This is a genomic window from Variovorax paradoxus, assembly GCF_902712855.1.
GTDB classification, from domain to species: domain Bacteria; phylum Pseudomonadota; class Gammaproteobacteria; order Burkholderiales; family Burkholderiaceae_C; genus Variovorax; species Variovorax paradoxus_Q.
In genome coordinates, this window is the sequence record NZ_LR743508.1 from 1 (window position 1) to 21,127 (window position 21,127).

16 protein-coding genes are annotated in these 21,127 nt (G+C 68.1%); 11 read left to right on the forward strand and 5 right to left on the reverse strand.

Features of this window, described 5'->3' with window-relative positions; all coding sequences use genetic code 11:
* On the reverse strand, window positions 1-2,860 hold a 2,860-nt coding region (locus AACL56_RS26500), incomplete at its 3' end, for a molybdopterin oxidoreductase family protein (protein WP_339092961.1).
* A gap of 82 nt (window positions 2,861-2,942) precedes the next feature.
* Here AACL56_RS26500 and AACL56_RS26505 point away from each other — a divergent pair.
* Complete coding sequence (locus tag AACL56_RS26505) at window positions 2,943-3,875, forward strand: LysR family transcriptional regulator (RefSeq protein WP_339092962.1); 933 nt, start codon at window positions 2,943-2,945, stop codon at window positions 3,873-3,875.
* Between the two features lie 21 nt (window positions 3,876-3,896).
* Here the strand turns inward: AACL56_RS26505 and AACL56_RS26510 are convergent, their stop codons facing one another.
* Entirely contained in the window at window positions 3,897-5,108 is a 1,212-nt protein-coding gene (locus AACL56_RS26510) for an acetate/propionate family kinase (RefSeq protein WP_339092963.1), read from the reverse strand.
* 4 nt (window positions 5,109-5,112) lie between these two features.
* Window positions 5,113-6,936, reverse strand: coding sequence for a sulfoacetaldehyde acetyltransferase (xsc, locus tag AACL56_RS26515; protein WP_339092964.1), 1,824 nt, complete (start codon window positions 6,934-6,936; stop codon window positions 5,113-5,115).
* A gap of 159 nt (window positions 6,937-7,095) precedes the next feature.
* Between xsc and AACL56_RS26520 the strand changes: the two genes are divergently transcribed.
* From AACL56_RS26520 to AACL56_RS26560, 9 genes are all read left to right on the forward strand, one after another.
* On the forward strand, window positions 7,096-7,935 hold the full coding sequence (locus tag AACL56_RS26520; protein WP_425337081.1) for an IclR family transcriptional regulator: 840 nt from the start codon (window positions 7,096-7,098) through the stop codon (window positions 7,933-7,935).
* Window positions 7,936-7,957: 22 nt separating this feature from the next.
* A complete protein-coding gene (locus tag AACL56_RS26525) occupies window positions 7,958-8,950 on the forward strand; it encodes an AAA family ATPase (RefSeq protein WP_339092966.1) in 993 nt (330 codons plus the stop codon).
* Window positions 8,947-10,689 carry a cobaltochelatase CobT-related protein gene (locus AACL56_RS26530; protein WP_339092967.1) on the forward strand — a complete coding sequence of 581 codons (1,743 nt, stop codon included), beginning with the start codon at window positions 8,947-8,949 and terminating at the stop codon, window positions 10,687-10,689. The genes AACL56_RS26525 and AACL56_RS26530 overlap by 4 nt, the downstream gene beginning before the upstream one ends.
* A gap of 99 nt (window positions 10,690-10,788) precedes the next feature.
* Window positions 10,789-12,459 (forward strand): DUF262 domain-containing protein, encoded by a 1,671-nt coding sequence (locus AACL56_RS26535; RefSeq protein ID WP_339092968.1) that lies wholly within the window; start codon window positions 10,789-10,791, stop codon window positions 12,457-12,459.
* A gap of 123 nt (window positions 12,460-12,582) precedes the next feature.
* Window positions 12,583-13,392: an IclR family transcriptional regulator gene (locus AACL56_RS26540; RefSeq protein ID WP_339092969.1), complete on the forward strand. Its 810-nt coding sequence runs from the start codon at window positions 12,583-12,585 to the stop codon at window positions 13,390-13,392.
* Window positions 13,389-14,387, forward strand: coding sequence for a tripartite tricarboxylate transporter substrate binding protein (locus AACL56_RS26545; protein ID WP_339092970.1), 999 nt, complete (start codon window positions 13,389-13,391; stop codon window positions 14,385-14,387). Before AACL56_RS26540 ends, AACL56_RS26545 begins: the two co-directional genes overlap by 4 nt.
* A gap of 132 nt (window positions 14,388-14,519) precedes the next feature.
* The gene (gene sauS, locus AACL56_RS26550) at window positions 14,520-15,956 is read left to right on the forward strand and encodes an acylating sulfoacetaldehyde dehydrogenase (protein WP_339092971.1); all 1,437 of its coding nucleotides are present in this window, start codon (window positions 14,520-14,522) and stop codon (window positions 15,954-15,956) included.
* An 8-nt stretch (window positions 15,957-15,964) separates the two neighbouring features.
* Window positions 15,965-17,491 carry an AMP-binding protein gene (locus AACL56_RS26555; RefSeq protein WP_339092972.1) on the forward strand — a complete coding sequence of 509 codons (1,527 nt, stop codon included), beginning with the start codon at window positions 15,965-15,967 and terminating at the stop codon, window positions 17,489-17,491.
* Complete coding sequence (locus AACL56_RS26560; protein WP_339092973.1) at window positions 17,488-18,285, forward strand: sulfite exporter TauE/SafE family protein; 798 nt, start codon at window positions 17,488-17,490, stop codon at window positions 18,283-18,285. Before AACL56_RS26555 ends, AACL56_RS26560 begins: the two co-directional genes overlap by 4 nt.
* Window positions 18,286-18,299: 14 nt before the next feature.
* Here AACL56_RS26560 and AACL56_RS26565 read toward each other — a convergent pair whose 3' ends face one another.
* Window positions 18,300-19,187, reverse strand: coding sequence for a LysR family transcriptional regulator (locus tag AACL56_RS26565; protein ID WP_339092974.1), 888 nt, complete (start codon window positions 19,185-19,187; stop codon window positions 18,300-18,302).
* 114 nt (window positions 19,188-19,301) lie between these two features.
* Here AACL56_RS26565 and AACL56_RS26570 point away from each other — a divergent pair, with 114 nt between their 5' ends.
* Window positions 19,302-19,745 carry a VOC family protein gene (locus AACL56_RS26570; RefSeq protein WP_339092975.1) on the forward strand — a complete coding sequence of 148 codons (444 nt, stop codon included), beginning with the start codon at window positions 19,302-19,304 and terminating at the stop codon, window positions 19,743-19,745.
* 9 nt (window positions 19,746-19,754) lie between these two features.
* Here AACL56_RS26570 and AACL56_RS26575 read toward each other — a convergent pair whose 3' ends face one another.
* Window positions 19,755-20,984 (reverse strand): DUF2252 domain-containing protein, encoded by a 1,230-nt coding sequence (locus tag AACL56_RS26575; RefSeq protein ID WP_339092976.1) that lies wholly within the window; start codon window positions 20,982-20,984, stop codon window positions 19,755-19,757.
* Window positions 20,985-21,127 lie beyond the last annotated feature (143 nt).

Sequence of the window (21,127 nt, forward strand, 5' to 3'; positions counted from 1 at the left end):
GCGGAAAGCTTTCTTCCGGCTCGCCCGGCTCTGCAGGCCGTATCCGCACACGCACGTCGTACCAGCCCGCTTGCCCGGTGATCGGGTCCGAGTTGCTGATGGTTCCGCTCGCGGTGCCCGCGCAAGGCAGCTCCTCGCTGATCAGGTGGTTCAGCAGGAAGCCCTTGCGTGCCTCGTCCGCACCCGGCGCAAGCTGCCAGGCACCGTCGGCCTTGCCGATCGCGTTCCAGGTCCACACGGTGCCCGGCTCCACCGCTTCGCTGTAGCGCAGCATGCAGCGCACCTGGCCCCAGCGGCTTTCCACCCAGCACCAGCCGCCGTCGGCAATGCCTGCGGCCTGCGCCGTGAGAGGGTTCACATGCAGGTAGTTGTGGCTGTGGATCTGCCGCAGCCACGCGTTCTGCGAGTCCCACGAGTGGTACATGGCCATCGGCCGCTGCGTGAGCGCGTTCAGGGGATAGGCCTCGAGATCGGTCGCCGCCTCCTCCAGCGGCGAATACCAGAACGGCAGCGGATCGAAGTAGGTGTCGATGCGCTCGCGCAAGGCGTCGGGCGGCTGACGGCCGGGGCTCTTGCCCTGCGCCGCGAGGCGGAAGCTCTGCAGCGTGTCGGAGTACAGCGCCAGCTGCACCGGATCGTTGCGCTGGCGCCAGCCCTTGTCCTTGGCGAAGTCGAGGTACTCCCGGTTCCAGTTGCGCATGTAGTGCATGGTCTCGGGCATGTGGTACTGGAACACGCAGTTGTTCTGCGCATAGGCCTCCCACTGCTTCGGGTTCGGCGCGCCGCGCAGGTGCTCGGTGCCGTCCTTTCCGCGCCATCCCATCAGGAAGCCGATGCCCGGCTGCGGCTCGAAGTTGACGACGAAGTCGGTGTAGCCGCCGTACTTGCGACCGCCCTCCGCCGTGGTGAAGGCCGGAAACTTCAGCCGCGAGGCGAGTTCGATCAGCACCTCCTGGAAGGGCCTGCACTCGCCGGTAGGCGGCACCACCGGAATGCGCACCGAATCGACCGGCCCGTCGAACTCAGAGATCGGCCGGTCGAGCATGCCCATCACGTCATGGCGCTCGAGGTAGGTGGTGTCGGGCAGCACGAGGTCGGCGAAGGCCACGGTCTCGCTCTGGAAGGCGTCGCACACCACCAGGAACGGGATCATGTGCTCGCCCTTCTCGTCCTTGCGGTTGAGCATCTCGCGCACGCCCATGGTGTTCATGCTCGAGTTCCACGCCATGTTGGCCATGAAGATCAGCAGCGTGTCGATGCGGTACGGGTCGCCCTTGGCCGCGTTGGTGATCACGTTGTGCATGAGCCCGTGCGCGGACAGCGGATGCTCCCAGGAGAACGCATGGTCGATGCGGATCGGCGAGCCGTCGGGGTTGATCGCCAGCTCGTCCGGGCTCGCCGGAAACCCCAGCGGCGCAGCGTTGAGCGGCGTGTTCGGCTGGATCATGCCGGGGTCGTTGAACGCCCGGTAGTTCGGCACGATGTGCCGCGGGTACGGCGCCTTGTGCCGGAACCCGCCCGGCGCGTCGATGGTGCCGAGCACGCTCATGAGGATCGCCAGCGCGCGCACCGTCTGGAAGCCGTTGGAATGCGCCGCCAGCCCGCGCATCGCATGGAAGGCCACGGGCCGCGCCTGCGTGGTGGGGTGCTTCTTGCCCCATGCGTCGGTCCACGGAATGGGCAGCTCGAAGGCCTGCTTCAGCGCGGTCTCGCCCATCTCGCGCGCGAGCTTGCGGATGCGTTGCGCATCGATGCCGGTGATGCCCTGCGCCCACTCCGGCGTGCAGCTCGCCACGCGCTCGCGCAGCAGCTGAAAGGAAGGCGCCACGCGCGTGCCGTCGGCGAGCGTGTAGTGGCCCTCCAGCGCCGGATCGCAGCCATCGGCAATGCCTTCCGGGTACGCGTTCTTCGCACTGCCGCTGCGCGTGTCCCACACGAGCTTGTTGTGCGGGTTGCGGCCGTCCCCGGGCGGACCGCGCTGCGGATCGGGGTCGAAGGCAAACAGCCCCTGCCTCTCGCAGTCGTCCAGCACCACGAGCTGCGGTGCGTTGGTGAAGCGCTTGAGGAACGCATGATCGATCAGGTCGCTCGCGATCAGTTCGTGCAGCAGCGCCATGAACAGCGCGCCGTCGGTACCGGGCTTGATGGGAATCCACTCGTCCGCGATCGCCGAGTAGCCGGTGCGCACCGGGTTGATCGAGATGAAGCGCCCGCCGTCGCGCTTGAACTTGCTGATGGCGATCTTCATCGGATTGCTGTGGTGGTCCTCGGCGGTGCCGATCATCACGAACAGCTTGGCGCGCTCCAGGTCGGGCCCGCCGAATTCCCAGAAGCTGCCGCCGATGGTGTAGATCATTCCCGCGGCCATGTTGACCGAGCAGAAGCCGCCGTGCGCCGCGTAGTTGGGCGTGCCGAACTGCCGCGCGAACAGGCCGGTGAGCGCCTGCATCTGGTCGCGGCCGGTGAACAGTGCGAACTTCTTCGGATCGGTCGCGCGAATGCGGCCGAGCCGCTCGGTCAGCATGTCGTAGGCTCGCTCCCAGCTGATGGGCTCGAACTCGCCGGCGCCGCGCTCGCTGCCGGCCTTGCGCAGCAGCGGCTGCGTGATGCGCGCCGGCGACACCTGCTTCATGATGCCCGACGAGCCCTTGGCGCAGATCACGCCCTTGTTCAGCGGATGCTCGGGGTTGCCGTCGATGTATCGCACCTCCGGGCCCTTCTCGCCCTCGCGCAGGTGCACGCGGATGCCGCAGCGGCAGGCGCACATGTAGCAGGTGGTGGTCTTGACCGTGGTGTCGGCCGTGGGCGTGGGCGCCACCAGCGGGTCGTGCACGGGTTCGCGAGACAGGAAGCTGAACACTGGCGGTCCTTTGTTTTCAAGCGTGGCGATGCCGATATTAGGGAGCCGCCATCAATCGGAAAAGCAGAGAATACCGCTCACCATGACCGGAAAAACAGATCAGACAGCGAGCCACCGCCTTCGTCTCAACCTGCGCCAGCTCGAGGTGTTCGTGGCCACCGCGCGCGGCGGCAGCACCCGCGCGGCGGCCGACCGCATCGCGCGATCGCAGTCGGCCGCCAGCAGTGCGCTGGCCGACCTCGAGGAATCCGTCGGCGCCCTGCTGTTCGACCGCATCGGCCGCCGGCTGGTGCTCAACGAGAACGGCCGCGCCCTGCTGCCCAAGGCACAGGCGCTGCTCGACCAGGCCGGCGAAGTGCAGACGCTCTTCAGCGGCGAGCACGCGGCACCGCTGCGCGTCGCGGCGAGCTTCACCATCGGCGAATACCTGCTGCCGGAGCGGGTGTCGCAGTGGACGGCCCTGCACCCGCAAAGCCAGGTACACCTGCACATCGCCAACACGCACGATGTGATCCAGGCGGTGGCCGGCTTCGACGTCGACGTGGGCTTCATCGAAGGGCCGCAGACGCACCCCGACCTGGTGGTGCGCGCGTGGCGCAGCGACGAGCTGGTGATCGTCGCGGCACCCGGCCATGCGCTGGCGGGCCGCGTCGCCACCCACAGGCAGCTGTCGCAGGCCACCTGGGTGCTGCGCGAGCATGGCTCGGGCACGCGGCAGGTCACCGATGCCTGGCTGATCCAGAACCTCGAGCAGGTGAAGGTGGGCTTCGAGCTGGGCAGCACCGAGGCCATCAAGCGCGTGGTGGCCGCCGGCACCGGCCTGGCATGCCTGTCGCGCTATACGGTGGCGCAGGCGCTGGAAGACGGGCACCTGGTCGAGCTGCGCACACGGTTGCCGGCCGGCGTTCGCAAGCTCGCGACGGTGATGCACCGCGACAAGCTGCTGGGTGGCGCCACGGCAGACTTCCTGCGCCACTGCGGCGCAAGCGTGCCGCGCGCGTCGGCCCGAAGCTGACGCGGCCTGCGGCGCAGCAGCTCAGGCGCTCAGCACGCGCGCCGTGTGCCGCGCGATCACCGCTTCCTCGTCGGTGCGCAGCACCCATGCGCTCACCGGGCTTTCGGGGGTGGTGATGCGCGCGGCGCCGCTGCGGTTGGCCGCGGCATCGACATGCACGCCCAGCCATTCGCAGTCCTGCAGGATGCGTTCGCGCAGCGACGCACCGTTCTCGCCGATGCCGCCGGTGAACACGATCGCATCGACGCCGCGCAGGGCCGCCGCGAGGCTGCCCATGTGCTGCACGACCTGCTCGGCGAAATGCCCGATGGCCTGTGCCGCAGTGGGCTCGGCCGATGCCTCGAGCGCGCGCATGTCGCTCGACACGCCCGACATGCCGAGCAGGCCCGACTCGCGGAACAGCAGCTTCTCGACATCGTCGGGCGACATGCCGCGCGAGCGCAGCAGGTACAGCACGACGGCTGCGTCGATGTTCCCGCAGCGCGTGCCCATCGTCAGGCCGTCGAGCGGAGAGAAGGTCATCGTGGTCGCGACCGAACGGCCCCGCACCATGCCGCACATCGAAGCGCCGTTGCCCAGGTGCGCGACGATCACCCGCCGTTGCGCGAGCTCGGGAGCGATGCCGCCGAACTGCGCCACGATCGATTCGTACGACAGGCCGTGAAAGCCGTAGCGCCGCACGCCTGCGTCGTGCAGTTCGCGCGGCAGGGCAAAGCGCCGGTTGACCTCGGGCTGCACCGCATGAAAGGCGGTGTCGAAGCAGGCCACCTGCGGCACGCCTTCGAACGCGGCCATGGCCGCACGCACGCCCGCCAGGTTGTGCGGCTGGTGCAGCGGCGCGAGCGGCCCGAGCCGGGCCAGCGCCTCGAGCACGGCTGCATCGACGCGCACCGGCGCCACGAAGTCCGTGCCGCCGTGCACGATGCGGTGCCCCACCGCGGCAATGCGCCCGCCCGCGTCCTCCTCCCGGTTCCGTCTCGCATGCCAGTCGAGCAGCGCAGCCAGCGCGCCCTGGTGCGAGGCCTGCGCGCCGTCGAGCGCTTCGTCGAGCAGCGTTTGCCCGCTCGCGTCGCGCACGCGCAGCCGCGCCTTCAGGCCTGCACCCAGGCCGTCGGCCTGGCCCGACCATCGTGCCGACGGCAACGCGTCGCCGCCACCCGGAGCGGCCGCATCGAACAATGCGACCTTGATGGACGACGAGCCCGCGTTGAGCGTCAGCAGCGAATCGGTCATGGGTTCAGACGTAGTCCTTGTACTTGTCGAGGAATCGTACCGGCTTGGACAGTGCATCGCGACGGAACGGGTCGCCCAGTTCGCGCGTGCACATGATCTCGATGACGCAGGTCTTGCCTTCGTTCATCTGCATGTCGATGGCCTTCTTCAGCGCCGGGCCCACGTCCTCGAGCTTGTCGACCACGATGCCCTCGGCGCCCATCGCCTTGGCGATGCCCGCGAAGCTCTCGCTTTCGAGTTCGCCCGCCACGAAGCGGCGGTTGTAGAAGTCGACCTGGTTCTTCTTCTCCGCGCCCCACTGCCGGTTGTGGAAGACCACCGCCGTCACCGGGATGTCGTGGCGCACCGCCGTCATGATCTCCACCATGCTCATGCCCCAGGCGCCGTCGCCCGCGTAGGCCACGGCGGGGCGGTCGGGCGCGGCGCACTTCGCGCCGATCATGGTGGGCAGCGAGTAGCCGCAGTTGCCGAAGCTCATCGGCGCGAAGAAGCTGCGCGGCTCCTCGAAACGCAGGTAGCTGTTGGCGATGGCGTTGATGTTGCCGATGTCGGTGGAGACCATCACGCGGGGCGGCATGGCTTTCTCGAGTTCGCGCAGCACCTGGCGCGGATGCAGGTAGCTGCCGCCGGTGGGCGTCTTCTCGCCCTTGGCTTCCTCGATCGCGTCGAGGCTGAACGGGTCGCGCTCGTGGGTCCACTCGTCGAGCTCTTTTTCCCACGCGGCCTTCTCGGCCTTGATCTTGCCGGCGCGCTCGGCCTTGGTGGCGTCGCAGGCCAGCGTCTTGCCCTGCAGGCGCTTGAGCAGTTCCGTGGCCGTGGCCTTGGCGTCGCCGTGGATGCCCACGGTGATCTTCTTCACCAGCCCGAGGTTGGTGTGGTCGGCCTCCACCTGGATGATCTTCGCGTCCTTCGGCCAGTAGTCCATGCCGTGCTGCGGCAGCGTGCCGAACGGGCCCATGCGCGAGCCGAGCGCGAGCACCACGTCGGCCTGCGCGATGAGCTTCATCGCGGCCTTGGAGCCCTGGTAGCCGAGCGGGCCGGCCCACAGCGGGTGGCTTGCGGGGAACGAGTCGTTGCGCAGGTAGCCGTTGGCCACGGGCGCGCCCAGGCGTTCGGCCAGTGCCTGGCACTCGGCCACGGCGTCGCCCATCACCACGCCGCCGCCCGACAGGATCACGGGAAATTTCGCAGAGGCCAGCAGTTCGACCGCCGCGTTCAGGCTGTTCTCGCCGCCCGCGCCGCGCTCCACGCGCATCGGCTTCGGGATCTCGCACTGGATCTCGCCGTAGAAGTAGTCGCGCGGGATGTTGAGCTGCGTGGGGCCCATCTCGGAGATGGCGCGGTCGAAGCAGCGCGCGGTGTACTCGGCCATGCGCTTCGGGTTGTTCACATGGCCCTGGTACTTGGTGAACTCCTGGAACATCGGCAGCTGGTTGGCTTCCTGGAAGCCGCCGAGGCCCATGCCCATGGTGCCGGTCTCGGGCGTGATCATCACCACCGGGCTGTGCGCCCAGTAGGCCGCGGCCACGGCGGTCACGCAGTTGCTGATGCCGGGTCCGTTCTGCCCGATCACGAGGCCGTGGCGGCCCGACACCCGCGCGTAGCCGTCGGCCATATGGGCACCGCCCTGCTCGTGCACCACCGGGATCAGGCGGATGCCCGCGGGCGCGAAGATGTCCATCGCATCCATGAAGGCCGAGCCCATGATGCCGAAGATGTCGGTCACGCCGTTGGCGACCATGGTCTCGACGAAGGCCTCGGAGGGCGTCATCTTCTGCACGCCGGTGACGGCTTCGCGTGCGGGGGCGGCGGCTTGCTTCTGGCTCATGGGAGGCGTCTCCTGGAAGGATGAAGGGGCGGGTTTCGCTCTAAAAGTCGGAACGACTTGTTCCGAAATTCATTCCGGCGGAATATAGGACGGCATCCTGCCGCCGTCAAACAATTTACAAAAATCGGAACGCCTTGTCTCTTTTTTTGTAGAACACCTATGATCCGGCCCATGAAGATCGTCAAAGGGCTCCCCGTGCAAGCAGTCGAACCGGCCGCCCCCGGGGGCGACTCGCCCACCATGCGCCTGTTCGGGCTGCTCGAGGTCATGGCCGCAAAGGACCAGCGCTATTCGCTGCAGGGCCTCGTCGAGGAAACCGGCATGCCCAAGCCCACGCTGCACCGCATGCTGCAGCAGCTCGAAGGCTCGGGCCTGCTGCAGCGCGAAGGCGACGGGCGGCACTACGGCATCGGCACGCGCTTGCGGCGGCTGGCCGAGAACCTGCTGCTCAACGACAGCCTGCACGGTGCGCGCCACACGGTGCTGCGCCAGTTGGTCGAGGAAATCGGCGAGAGCTGCAACCTCACCGCGCTCTCGGGGAGCGAGGTGGTGTACCTCGATCGCGTGGAGACCGCCGCGCCGCTGCGCTTCTACCTGCACTCGGGCTCGCGCGTGCCGGCGCACTGCTCGGCCAGCGGCAAGATCTTCCTGTCGCAGATGAGCGCCGCGCAGCGCCGCCGCCTGCTGTCGAACGCGCCGCTGGAGGCCTACACCGCGAAGACGCTGACCGACCCCGAGGCGCTCGAGAAGGAAGTGCAGCGCGTGCGCAAGGACGGCTACGCCATCGACCACGAAGAGTTCCTGCCCGGCCTGCTGTGCATCGCCACGCTGGTGCCTTCGGGCGACGACGCGCCCTCGAACCTGTGCATCGCCGTGCAGGCGCCGGTGATGCGCCTGGACGCAGCCAAGGCGAAGACGCTGCTGCCCGCGCTGCAACGCGCCGCCCAGGCATTGAGCCGCATCGACGCCGGCGCGGCCACCGACCGCGCGCAGGCCTGACCCGTTTCAAAGGAAGCCTTCCGTGACCGACACCGCAGAACTCCGCCCGGACCGAATGCTCAGCGTGCGCGAGGTGTTCGGCATCGACACCGACCTGCAGGTGGCCGCCTTCAGCCATCGCGAAGAACTGGACGACCACGTGCCCGAGGTCGATGCCGTCTACCGCTTCAACCCCGACGTGACGCTCGCCATCCTCGCGGGCTTCATGCGCGACCGGCGCGTGATGGTGCAGGGGCTGCACGGCACGGGCAAGTCGACGCACATCGAACAGGTGGCGGCACGGCTGAACTGGCCCTGCGTGCGGCTGAACCTCGACGGCCACATCAGCCGGCTCGACCTCGTCGGCAAGGACGCGGTGGTGCTGCGCGACGGGAAGCAGGTCACCGAGTTCCAGGAAGGCATCGTGCCGTGGTCTCTGCAGCGGCCCGTGGCATTGATCTTCGACGAGTACGACGCGGGCCGGCCCGACGTGATGTTCGTCATCCAGCGCATATTGGAGCGCGACGGCAAGTTCACGCTGATGGACCAGAACAGGGTGCTGCGCCCGCATCCGTTCTTTCGCCTGTTCGCCACGGCCAACACGGTGGGCCTGGGCAACCTCAACGGGCTGTACCACGGCGCGCAGCGGCTCAACCATGCGCAGATCGACCGCTGGAACATCGTGGCCTCGCTCAACTACCTGCCGGCCGCGGAAGAGATCGCCATCGTGCAGGCGCGCGTGCCTTCGCTGGCCGACGCGGCGGGCTCGCAACTGGTCGCGTCGATGGTGGCCGTGGCCGACCTCACGCGCAAGGGCTTCGCGGCGGGCGACCTGTCCACGCTGATGTCGCCGCGCACCGTCATCACCTGGGCGGAGAACGTCGAGATCTTCAAGGACCCGGCACTGGCCTTCCGCCTGTCGTTCCTCAACAAGTGCGACGACGCCGAACGCCCGCTGGTGGCCGAGTATTTCCAGCGCTGCTTCGACCGCGAACTGCAGGAGTCGCACCAGCTCTCGGGAGGCGCGCGCGAATGACCGGCGCGCCTGCTTCCGCCAGCGCGATGCAGCGCCGGGTGCGGCAGGAAGAGCTGGTGGCCGAGTTGTGCGCGGGCGTGGTGCGCGCCTTCAGCGGAGAGCGCGACCTGCACTTTCGCGGGCGGCGTCTGCATCGTGGCCGCGTCGCGCTGCCGTGGTTCGCGCCGCACCTGCATCCTTCGCCCGAAAGGGACGACTTCGCCTCGTTCCGCGGGGTGGCCGACGGACTGGCGCTGCGGCTGTCGAAGTCGGATGCGGTGGTGCACGACAGCCTGCGGCCCGAGGAGCCCGTCGAACGCATGCTGTTCGAGATGCTCGAACAGTTCCGCGTCGAGGCCATGGCGCCGGAGACCATGGCGGGCATGCGCCGCAACCTGCGCCACCGGCACGAGCAGTGGTCGCTGGCCTTTCACCATTCGGGGCTCACCGACACCGCGCGCGGCCTGCTGCTGTACGCCGTGGCGCAGATCTGCCGCGCCCGCGTCACCGGCCAGCAGGTGGTGGAAGAAACCGAAGACATGCTCGAGGCCACGCGCTTCGCGCTCGCGCCGCTCATCGGCCATGCGCTGGCAGGCCTGCGCCGCGACCGCAACGACCAGCCCGCCTACGCAGTGCACGCGCTCGCCATCGCGCGCACCGTGGCTGCGATGCTGCACGACGCCGGCGAGGAAGGCGGCAGCGCCGCGCGCGATCCGCATGTGGACGACAAGCGCAGCGTGTTCAGCCTCGTCGCCGACATGGATCAGGAGATCGTCGAACGCTTCACCACCGCCGAGTCGGGCCGCAGCGCGGTGCTCGACGAAGCGGCGGGCGCCTACCGCGTGTTCACCGCGGCCTACGACCGCGAGTACGATGCAGCCGCACTCGCGCGCAAGGAAGTGCTTGCAGGACACCGCGAGAAGCTCGACCGGCGCATCGCCGCGCAAGGCGTGAACATCGCCCGGCTCGCGCGCGAGCTGCGCGCGCTGCTGGCCGATCCGGAGCGCGACGGCTGGGACGGCGGACAGGAAGAAGGGCTCATCGACGGACGGCGGCTCGCACAGCTGGTCGCTTCGCCCGCCGAGCGCCGGCTGTTCCGCACCGAGCGCATGGCGCCCGTGGCCGATTGCGTCGTCACCTTTCTCATCGACTGCTCGGGCTCGATGAAGGAGCATGCGGAGTCGGTCGCGATGATGGTCGACGTGTTCGCGCGCGCGCTCGAACAGGCGGGCGTTACCAGCGAGGTGCTGGGTTTCACCACCGGCGCGTGGAATGGCGGACGCCCGCAGCGCGAATGGGTGCGCGCGGGCCGCCCGCCCCACCCCGGCCGCCTCAACGAGCGCTGCCACATCGTCTTCAAGGCTGCCGCCACGCCGTGGCGCCGCGCACGCCCTGCCATGGCAGCGCTGCTGAAGGCAGACCTGTTCCGCGAGGGCATCGACGGCGAGGCGGTCGACTGGGCCTGCGCGCGGCTGCGCCAGCGCAGCGAGGCGCGCAAGCTGCTGCTGGTGATCTCCGACGGTTCACCCATGGACAGCGCCACCCACCTCGCCAACGACGCGCACTACCTCGACCACCACTTGCGCGACGTGGTCGCGCGCCAGGAACAGCGCGGCGACATCGCCATCGCCGGCATCGGCGTGGGCCTCGACCTGAGCCCCTACTACAGCCGCAGCCACGTGCTCGACCTGGCCAGCTCCAGCGGCAACGCCATCTTCAGGGAGGTGACAGGACTCATGGCGGGGCAGCACCGGCGCTGAGGCCTCCGGCGCCTGAAGCAGAAGGCGGAGGGCCTCGGGCAGCTATCCTGCGTCCTCGGCGAATCGACGCCGACCAACAGTTCACCCTGGATAAAAAACATGTCTTATGACGGTATTTCCGTGCGCGAAGCGCTGGACAAACTGAACGCACCGAACGCGGGCTGGTTCTTGCCGCAGGTTCAGCGCCAGTATGTGTGGGGTGCACGCCATGAGTCGGAGGACTATGTGTGCCTGCTGCTCGACTCCCTGCTGAAGCGTTATCCCATTGGCGGAGTCGTTCTATGGGAGACCACGGAAAAGGTGCCGTACCGCCGATTCGTGGAGGACTACGCGCCAGGGCGTTTCGCCCACCAGGTAGACGAGGGCCTCTGGGGCGCGCCAAAGGCTCTCGTCTACGACGGCCAGCAACGCTTGCAAACCCTGTATTCCGTGCTGCGTCATCGCTTCAACGGCCGTGTGTTGCACTACGACCTGCTCTTCGATGCCAAACAGGCCGAAACCGACGAGTCCGGCTTTCTTTTCCGCGACGCTAGCGCAGCATCCGAATTGCGATACCTGCGCATGACGGAGTTGGCCAGCAAGGTGTGCTCGGAAGAAGAGAAAGTCAGACTTGAGGAAACGGTTCTTCCCGCCGGCGGACAAGATCCCGACGCACGCCTCAGGATCCGCGTGAACCTGAGCGCGCTCTGGCACATCTTCGTGGACACCAGCCACAAGTCCATCGCATTCTTTCCGGTCAAAGCGACCACGCCGCATGAAGTCAACGAAGTCTTCCGCCGGCTGAACACAGGCGGCATCGCGCTGACACAGCTGGAGCTCGTACTCGGCAAGATCAAGGCCGTGCAATCAGACTACGAGGAGAAGCTCTGGGCGCTTTCGGAGCGCATCACCGCCAAAAGCGGCGGCATCCATTTCTCCTCCTCTTCGGCCCTGCAATTCTTCCATCTGCTCATCAAGAACACGACCCGGATCGAGGAAGACCGGTTGAACGCCAAGGATGTGGAGGAGTTCAGGAGCCTGCTGCAGGCCGATACAGCGCCGCTCGTAGAACTTTTTTCAGGCTATCTGAAGGGCTTGTTCAACATCAACCACGCGTCCATCGTGCCTCGCTGGCTCGCGGTGCTGCCGATCGCCGCCTACCTGACACGGCGCAAGCAAGGTGGCCATGAGTGGCGCATCCACATGATGAAGGCCGTGGATGTGGCGTTGATACATCAGTACTTCCTGCTCTCGCAATTCTGTGACTGGAACACCCAGACCATGGTCACGGCCTTCGCCAGGGAGTCGATGAGCGCAGGACGGCACGGAAAGCCCTTTCCGCTCGAAGAGATCCGGCGCATCGCCATCCAGAAGAACCGCACGTCCGAACTTCACGAGTACCAATTGCTGGGACAACCATGGTTCGCCACCAAGGTCCTCATGCCTGGCCGCAGCTATGTCTTCGTCGACCGGAAGCCGCAGGTCGACCATGTCTTTCCGCTCAAGCTCGAAGGCTGGACCACGGCCTACCAGTCCGCCGTCGACGTGCTCTGGAACTTCCAGCCGTTGCCAGCGGAGATCAACCGAACAAAATCGAATCGGCATCCAAGGGAGTACTTCAACAGCGCGGACGGCAGCAAGTACTGGCATTCATACGACTGCATACCGCCAGCCGACGATGTCCTGTGGGATGACCACGCCGCCTTCATTGCCTACAGGAAAAACAGGATGCTCGATGCGCTAACGACGCTCTATGGCCTGAAGCTCGCGGAGGACCCTCAAGAGCCGTAAGCCCTGAGGCGTTTGGCACTACATCCAAGTCCCCGATTGACAAAAGCGCACAGGCGTTCCTACATTGCGTTTCAAATCCAAGGACAGCGTTCCAGCATTTGGAACAACGGAGACGACAACCGCATGGACTCCACGCTTGCCAAGGGCCTTGCCGCCATCGAATGGATGGCACGGCAGCAGCGCGACTGCCGCGTCACCGAACTGGCGCAGGCCTTCGGCATGGCGCGCAGCAATGCGCACCGCACGCTGCAGACGCTGGTCGAATGCGGCTGGGCGGTGCAGGACCCCGGCACCAGCGCCTACCGCCCGAGCCTGAAGCTGTTCGAGCTCGGCGCGCTGGTGGGCGAAGCGGCGGACGTGGGCGTGCTGCTTCGGCCGCACCTCGCGGCGCTGGCGCAGGCCACGGGCGAAACCATCCACCTCGCAGTGCTCGACGGCGCGGAGATCGTCTACCTCGACAAGTTCGACAGCCCGCTGCCCGTGGCCGCCTACTCGCGCGTCGGCGGCCGGGCCGCGGCCTACTGCGTGGCCTCGGGCAAGGCATTGCTCGCCGCGGCATCGCTCGACACGGCCGCGCTGCAGCAGCGGCTCGGTCCGCTGGTGGCACACACGAAGAACAGCATCACCGAATTCGATGCGCTCTCTCTAGAACTGGCGCGCACGCGGGAACGCGGCTATGCCGAGAACCGCGAGGAGTGGCGCCTCGGCGTCTGCGGTCTCGGCGTGCCGGTGTTCAACGCACGCGGCGAAGCCGTGGCGGCGGTGGGCATGAGCGTGCCATCGATCCGCTTCGCTCGCACGCAGGCACGCAAGCTGGCCGGCCGCATCACGGCCTGCGCACGCGACGCCAGCGTCGCGCTCGGTTATCGCGCGGCGCAGGCCGCGCAAGCCGGCGCCGGTGCGAACACCCCAAAGAGAAGGAGACTCGAATGAAGCGGTTCCTGGTTTCCCGGCTGCGCGCCGGCCTTGCGGCCCTGGCCGCGATGTCGCTGCTCGCCGTGCCGTTCGCGACGCATGCGGACAACGGCGGCGACTATCCCAACAAGCCGATCCGTCTGATCGTGCCCTACCCACCCGGCGGCGGCACCGACGTGATCGCGCGCATCGTGCAGGAGCGCTTCTCTTCGCTGCTGGGCCAGCAGGTGCTGATCGACAACCGCGGCGGCGCGGCCGGCTCCATCGGCACCGAGGTGGTGGCCAAGTCCGCGCCCGACGGCTACACGGTGCTGTTCACGCTGTCGTCGCACACCATCAACCCGGCCATCTACAACAAGCTGAGCTTCGACACCGCGAAGGACTTCGCGCCGGTCGGCATGGTCGCGTCGCTGCCGCAGATCCTGGTGGCGAACACGCAGTTCCCGCCGAACACGGTGGCCGAGCTGGTCGCACTCGCCAAGGCCAAGCCCGACAGCATCTCGTTCGCATCGGTGGGCAACGGCTCGCCGGGCCATCTCGCCGGCGAGCTGCTGAAGCTGCGCACCGGCACACGCATGACGCACATTCCCTACCGCGGCGGCGGCCCGGCCGTGACCGACGTGATGGGCGGGCAGGTGCCGCTGCTGTGGGTGTCCATTCCGGCCGCCGCGCAGTTCGTGAAGGCCGGCAAGCTCAAGGCGCTCGCGGTGTCCACCACCAAGCGCAGCGCGGCCTTCCCCGACGTGCCGACGATGCAGGAGGCCGGCATTCCCGACTTCGACGTGGACTCGTGGTACGCCGTGTTCGTGCCCGCGAAAACGCCGCAGCCTGCCATCGACAAGCTCAACCGCGTCATCAACACCGTGGTGAAGGAGCCGGACATCCGCGACAAGCTGCTGGCGCAAGGCAGCGAGGGTGTGGGCGGCACGCCGGAGCAGCTCGGCAAGGTCGTGACCACCGAGCTGGTGCGCTGGCAGAAGCTCGCGAAAGAGGCCAGCATCAAAGTGGACTGAGGCTCGCCCCCAGGCTTCGCGCACTTCGTGTCGCTTCTCCTTCCCCCTACCGGGGGCAACACCGGAGGCCCGGCAAAGCCGGTTCCTCGGTGTTTCCCGAATGAATACGACAGGCAGCTTTCTTTGAACATCATGGAACACACATCGTCCTCTTTTTCCGTTGTTGACCTGGTGGCGCGGGCGCGGGTGGCGCAGCGCATCTACGAGACCTGGTCGCAGACGCAGGTCGACACCGTGGTGGTGGCTGCAGGCTGGGCCATCATCGAGCCGGCGCGCAACCGCGAGCTGGCCGAGTTGGCGGTTGCGGACACCGGGGTGGGGAACGTCGAGGACAAGGTGCGCAAGAACCACCGCAAGACCTTCGGGCTGCTTCGCGACCTGCACGGCGCGCGTTCGGTGGGGGTGATCGCGGAAGATCCGGCGCGCGGGATCGTCGAGATCGCGCGGCCGGTGGGGGTGGTGTGCGCGATCACGCCCTCGACCAACCCGGGTGCGACGCCGGCCAACAAGATCATCAATGCGCTGAAGGGCCGCAATGCGGTCATCGTGGCGCCCTCGCCCAAGGGCTGGTCGACGGCGGCGCGGCTCATCGAATTCATCCATGCGCAGTTCGACCGCATCGGCGCGCCGCGCGACCTGGTGCAGCTGCTGCCGTCGCCCGTCAGCAAGCAGTCGACCGCCGAGCTGATGCGCCTGTGCGACCTGGTGGTGGCCACCGGCTCGCAGGCCAACGTGCGCGCGGCCTATGCGAGCGGCACGCCGGCCTTCGGCGTGGGCGCGGGCAATGTGGCGGGGATCGTCGACGAGACGGCCGACGTCGCCGCCGCGGCCGACCGCATCGTGCGTTCGAAGACCTTCGACAACGCGACCAGCTGCTCGTCGGAGAACAGCCTGGTCGTCGTGGATGCAGTGCGCGCGCAGATGCTCGCCGCGCTGAAGGATCGCGGCGCGGTGATGCTCGCTGCCGGCCAGAAAGCCACGCTGCAGGCCCTGATGTGGCCTGAAGGCAAGCTCTCTCCCGCCGTCATCGGGCAGTCGGCGCGCACCATTGCCGAGCGCGCGGCCGCGCTCGACGGTGCCAACCGCGCTGCATGGCAGGCGATTGCCGAGGCCGAGCCGCGCATCCTGATGGTGGCGGAGGACGGCGTGGGCCACGACCACCCGTTCTCCGGCGAAAAGCTCAGTCCGGTGCTGGCGGTGTATGCGGCGCGCGACTTCGAAGAGGCTGCCGCCACGGTCGCGCGCATCTACGCCTACGAAGGCGCGGGGCACTCGGTGGGGCTGCACAGCGCCGTGCCCGAACGCGCACTGTCTCTCGGCCTCACGCTGCCGGTGTCGCGCGTCATCGTCGACCAGGCCCATTGCATCGCCACCGGCGGCAGCTTCGACAACGGCCTGCCGTTCTCGCTCTCGATGGGTTGCGGCACCTGGGGCAAGAACAACTTCTCCGACAACATGAACTACCGCCACTACCTGAACATCACGCGGGTGTCGCGGCCGATTCCGGAAGTGGTGCCGACCGAGGACGAGATCTTCGGCGCTTTCTTTGCCGCGCACGGCGCGAAGTGAGCACCGCGATGGCCCCACCGCAAGCCACGGCCACGACGGTTCACGAACTGATCGGGCACCAGGCTCGCACGCAGCCGCATGCGGTGTACGCGCGCGCCACGGAGACCGACCGGCACATCACCTTCAGCGAACTCGAACGCGGATGCCGCCGTGTCGCCTCGGTGCTGGAGGGCAAGGGCATGCGGCCGGGCGACACGGTGTCCGTCGTCATGCCCAACGGCCTGCAGACGCTGCGGCTGTTGCTGGGCGCGATGCACGGCGGCTTCGTGGTCAATCCGGTCAACCTGCTGTCGCAGCCCGAGCAGATGCGCTACGTGCTCGCGCACTCCGACTGCCGCGTGGTGTGCGTCGCGCCCGAATGGGAAGCGCGCGTGCGCGACATCGTCGAGGCTTTCGAGCGTCCGGTGAAACTGCTGGTGGTCGATCCGGAAGCCGAGGCATTGCCGGACGAGGAAGAAATGGCCACCGGCGGACTCGCGCCCTCGCCCGACGCCGTCGCGCTCCTGATGTACACCTCCGGCACCACCGGCATGCCCAAGGGCGTGATGCTCACGCAGCGCAACCTCGCGGCCAACGCGCAGGCCATCAGCGCCGAGCACCGGCTGCAACCGTCGGACCGCGTGCTCGCGGTGCTGCCGCTGTACCACATCAACGCCTTCGTGGTGACCATGCTCGCACCGCTGGCGCATGGCGGCAGCCTGGCGATGCCGCCGAAGTTCTCGGCCGGCCGCTTCTGGGAACAGGCCACGCAGACTCAGTGCAGCTGGATCAACGTGGTGCCCACAATGATCTCGTACCTGCTCGAAGGCGCGAAGCCGCCGCTGGCGCAGACGCTCGCGATCCGCTTCTGCCGATCGGCCTCGGCCGCGCTGCCGCCCGAGCACCACCGCGCCTTCGAGCAGATGTTCGGCATCGGCATCGTGGAGACCATGGGTCTCACCGAGACCGCCGCGCCGTCGTTCTCGAACCCGATGGAGCCGGCCGCGCGCAAGCTCGGTTCGGTGGGCCGTGCGTCGGGCTGCGTGGCCGACGTGGTCGATCTCGACATGGCGGCCCTGCCCGACGGAGTGACGGGCGAACTCGTGATCCGCGGCCCCAACGTGATGCTCGGCTACTACAAGAACGAGGAAGCCACCCGCGCCAGCTTCACCGCCGAAGGCTGGCTGCGCACCGGCGACCTGGGCCACCGCGACGGCGACGGCTTCTTCTTCGTCACCGGCCGCATCAAGGAGCTCATCATCAAGGGCGGCGAAAACATCGCGCCGCGCGAGATCGACGAGGTGATGCTGCGCCACCCGGCCGTGCTCGAGGCGGTGGCCGTCGGCGTGCCCGACCGCCACTACGGCCAGGAGATCGGCGTGTGCATCGTGCTGCGCGACGGCTGCACCTGCACCGAGGACGAGCTGCGCGAGTTCGCCGCCGGCGCGCTGGGCCGCTACAAGTCGCCCGGGCACTACCGCTTCGTGCGCGACCTGCCGCGCGGACCCTCCGGAAAGGTGCAACGCCTGAAGCTGTTGCCGCTCTTCGCAGGATGACGGCGGCGGAACTCCTGGTGCCGCCGCTGGCACCAGCCACGCTGGCCTACAGCCTGTGCGTGGTGTTCGCGGCCGGCGTCGTGCGCGGCTTCGCGGGCTTCGGCTTCTCGGCCATCACCGTGGCCGGCATGTCGCTGGTGGTGTCGCCGGCGCTCGTCGTGCCCGCCATCTTCATGCTCGAGATCCTCGCGAGCGTGAGCCAGCTGCGCGGCATCGCGCGCGATGTCGACATGCCCTGGCTCAGCTGGCTGATGCTGGGCAACCTGATCTGCATACCCATCGGCGTCGCGCTGCTCGCATGGCTGCCGGAGACGCCGCTGCGCCTGCTGATCGGCGCGTTGCTGATGGCCGCCGCGCTGCTGCTGCGCGGAGGTGCGCACGTCACGCTGGTGCCCACGCGCGGCGTGCGGTTCGCAGCCGGGCTGGCATCGGGTTTCATCAACGGCGTGGCGGCCATCGGCGGCATCGCCATCGCAGTGCTGCTGAGCACCACGAAGATGGCACCGGCCGCGCTGCGCGCCACGCTGATCGCGCTGCTGCTGTTCAGCGACCTCGTGGCGCTGGTCTGCGCGGCGCTGATACCTTCATCGGCGCACGCGTCGGGCAACCTGATGGGCGCGGCCACGCTCAAGTGGGCGCTGTGGCTCGCACCCGCAATGCTCGCGGGCATCTGGTACGGACAGCGCTCGTTCAAGGGCGTGTCCCCCGAACAGTTCAGGAAGCATGTGCTGAACCTGCTCATCGCGCTGGCCGCGGTGAGCGTGGTGCGGGCGCTGGCCAGCCTGATCGGCTGATTGGGGCGCGAGGTTCAGCGCGTGAAAGCCGGCGCCGGATAGGCCGCGGCCACCAGCGCCGACAACGCGCGCGCCGCCGCGCCCAGGCTGCGGCTGTTGCGATGCACCAGCCCGACCTCGCGATGGAAGGTGTGCTGCCCCAGGTCGATCGCGCGCACTCCCGCCGGCCAGCGGCGATGCGGCGCGGTCTCGGGCGCCAGCGCCACGCCCAGGCCCTTCGCCACGAGGCCGACGATGGCTTCGAGCTCGTCGACCTCGCACACGTCCCGCACGTCGAGGTGCGAAGCGCGCAGGAAGCGATCGACCTGCCGGCCGCCGAACGACACGCGGTCGTAGCGCACGAAGGGATGGCTCGCGAGAATCTCCGACCAGTCGTCGCCCTTCAGCCGCCGCGGCACCAGCAGCCTGAAGGGCTCGCGCGCCAGCGTGGTCCATCGCAGGTCGCCGTGCATGGAGAACGGCGGGCGGATGATCAGCGCCATGTCGAGCTCGCCCGCGTCGACCTGATCGAAGAGCGACATCGACACGCCCGGTACCACGCGCGTGCGGCAGCCCTCGTGCTGCTTGTGGAAGCGGGCCAGCACGTCGGGCAGCACCGAACGCTGCGCGGAGGCGATCGCGCCGATGGCGATCACGCGCGCCGCAGAGGCATCCTCCGCCGCGCCGGCACCGAGATTGCCGTACAGGCGCACCAGCTCCTCGGCCTGCGCCAGCGTCTGGCGGCCCGCCGCGTTCAGCTGCGCGGAGCGGCCGGTGCGGTCGAACAACGCAAAGCCCAGTTCGGCCTCCAGCCGCTGCATCTGCGCGCTGACCGCCGCCTGCGTCAGCCCGATCTTCTCGCCCGCTGCGGAGAAGGTGCCCTCGCGCGCGACGGCAATCAGGGTCTTGAGCTCGCGAATCATTGACCAATCCTTTCGATGCTCGGCACAAATATATATTGATTTTATTTTTGTATGGGCCGTCCTACGATCGCTGCAGTTTCCCTGCCCATCCACGATCCATCAGGTACCACGCACATGAAGGCCCCCACCTCCAACCCCGGCATGCTGTCGCCGTTCCATCTCGCATTTCCGGTGCACGACCTCGCGCTGGCGCGCCAGTTCTACGGCGAAACGCTCGGCTGCCCAGAAGGCCGCAGCTCTCCGGAGTGGATCGACTTCAACTTCTACGGCCACCAGATCGTCGCGCACCTCGCACCGGAGGCCACGGGCACGAGCCAGCTCAATGCGGTGGACGGCCACGGCGTGCCGGTGCGCCATTTCGGCATCGTGCTGCCGCTGGCCGACTGGGAGGCCGCCGCCGAAAGGCTCAAGGCGCACGGCACCCGCTTCGTCATCGAGCCCTACATCCGCTTCAAGGGCGAGCCCGGCGAGCAGGCCACGATGTTCTTCCTCGACCCGTCGGGCAACGCGCTGGAGCTGAAGGCGTTTGCGGATATCTCGAGGTTGTTTGCGAAGTAACCGGCGCCCTTATCTCTTCGGCGGGGGCAGCGCCATCGCCCCCGCATCGAAGGCCTCGCAGTAGTCCTTCCAGTCCGACCTCACCTGCGCCGCGCACGCATGCGCGGCCGCGAGCAGGTCGCCACCCCACGACTTCGCCGAGCCGCCGAAGTCGACCAGCGCGTCCGCAGTGGCCGAGCCCTGACGGCCGGCGCTGCGCAGTTGCGCCCAGGCGATGAGCTGTCCCATGTCGCCGATGACGCCGCGGACCTGCTCGAGGCTGGTGCCCGCGGCGCCGAGGCTCACGCGGTCTTCGCTGGGCTGGAGGCCGCGCAGCACGCAGGACGATGCGGTATCGTCCGCGGGCACGATGGGGTGCAGGAACGCCATCGACACCGCCTGCATGCGGCGCTGCAGCCCGACCACGCGGTGTGCCTGCGACGGCCATGCGGGTTGCGCGAGCTTCAGGTGCGGCGACAGCGACGAAGGCAGCGCCTGCTTCAGGTCGAGCAGGTAGTTGCCGTCGGGCGACCCCTTGCCCTCGACCAGCACGATGAAGCGTTCCACGCCCAGGCTGCCGGTGCCCGCGATGCGCCGCGCGACGTCGAGCACCTTGAAGAAGCCGGGCTTGTCCTGCGTGGCAGCGAATGTGTCGATGAGCCGGGTGACACGGGCGCGCGCCTCGTCGTCGGCCTTCAGTGCGCGCTTGCCGTCGCAGCGGATGAGACGCCCGCGGCCCTTGCGGTCGGTGCGATGGTCGAGCAGGTCGGAACGGCTGCGGGCCTTGAGCGTGCCGAGCAGGTCCCTGACCAGGCCGTTGGCCGTGTCGCGCTCGATCCAGCGTGCCTTGCCGGCAACGAGCGCGCCGGCGTAGGCGTCGACAAAGGCCTTGCACAGCGCATCGGCCTTGCCGGCACCGGCGAGCAGGCCGTCGCCGGCCACGAGGACGTTCGACAGGAAACGCACCAGGTCCCAGGTGACGGGCGCCAGCGCGGCTTCGTCGAAGTCGTTGAGGTCGAAGTACACGAGCCGGTTGTCGCCCTTGTAGCTGCCGAAGTTCTCCAGGTGCGCGTCGCCGCACAGCCACCCGGCCGGCGCACCGGCGAGCACCGCATCGTGCGGCAGGCGGTCGTAGAACAGGTGGCAGGTGCCGCGCAGAAAGACGAAGGGGCTGGCGCGCAGGTGCGCGTACTTCATCGCAAGGCGCTCGGGGTCGCGGCCTGCGTTGAAACTGCGGATGGACTCGACGACCTTCGACATGGCATGCCCCCACTTCGGATACGCCGGATTCTCGACCCGCCGATGCCATCGGGAGACAGTTTTCGGCGTGCACACGCTTGTATATTCACCGGGCCATCGAGGCACAGCGACGCCGCTTGCGCGACAGGCGCAGGCACCTGCAG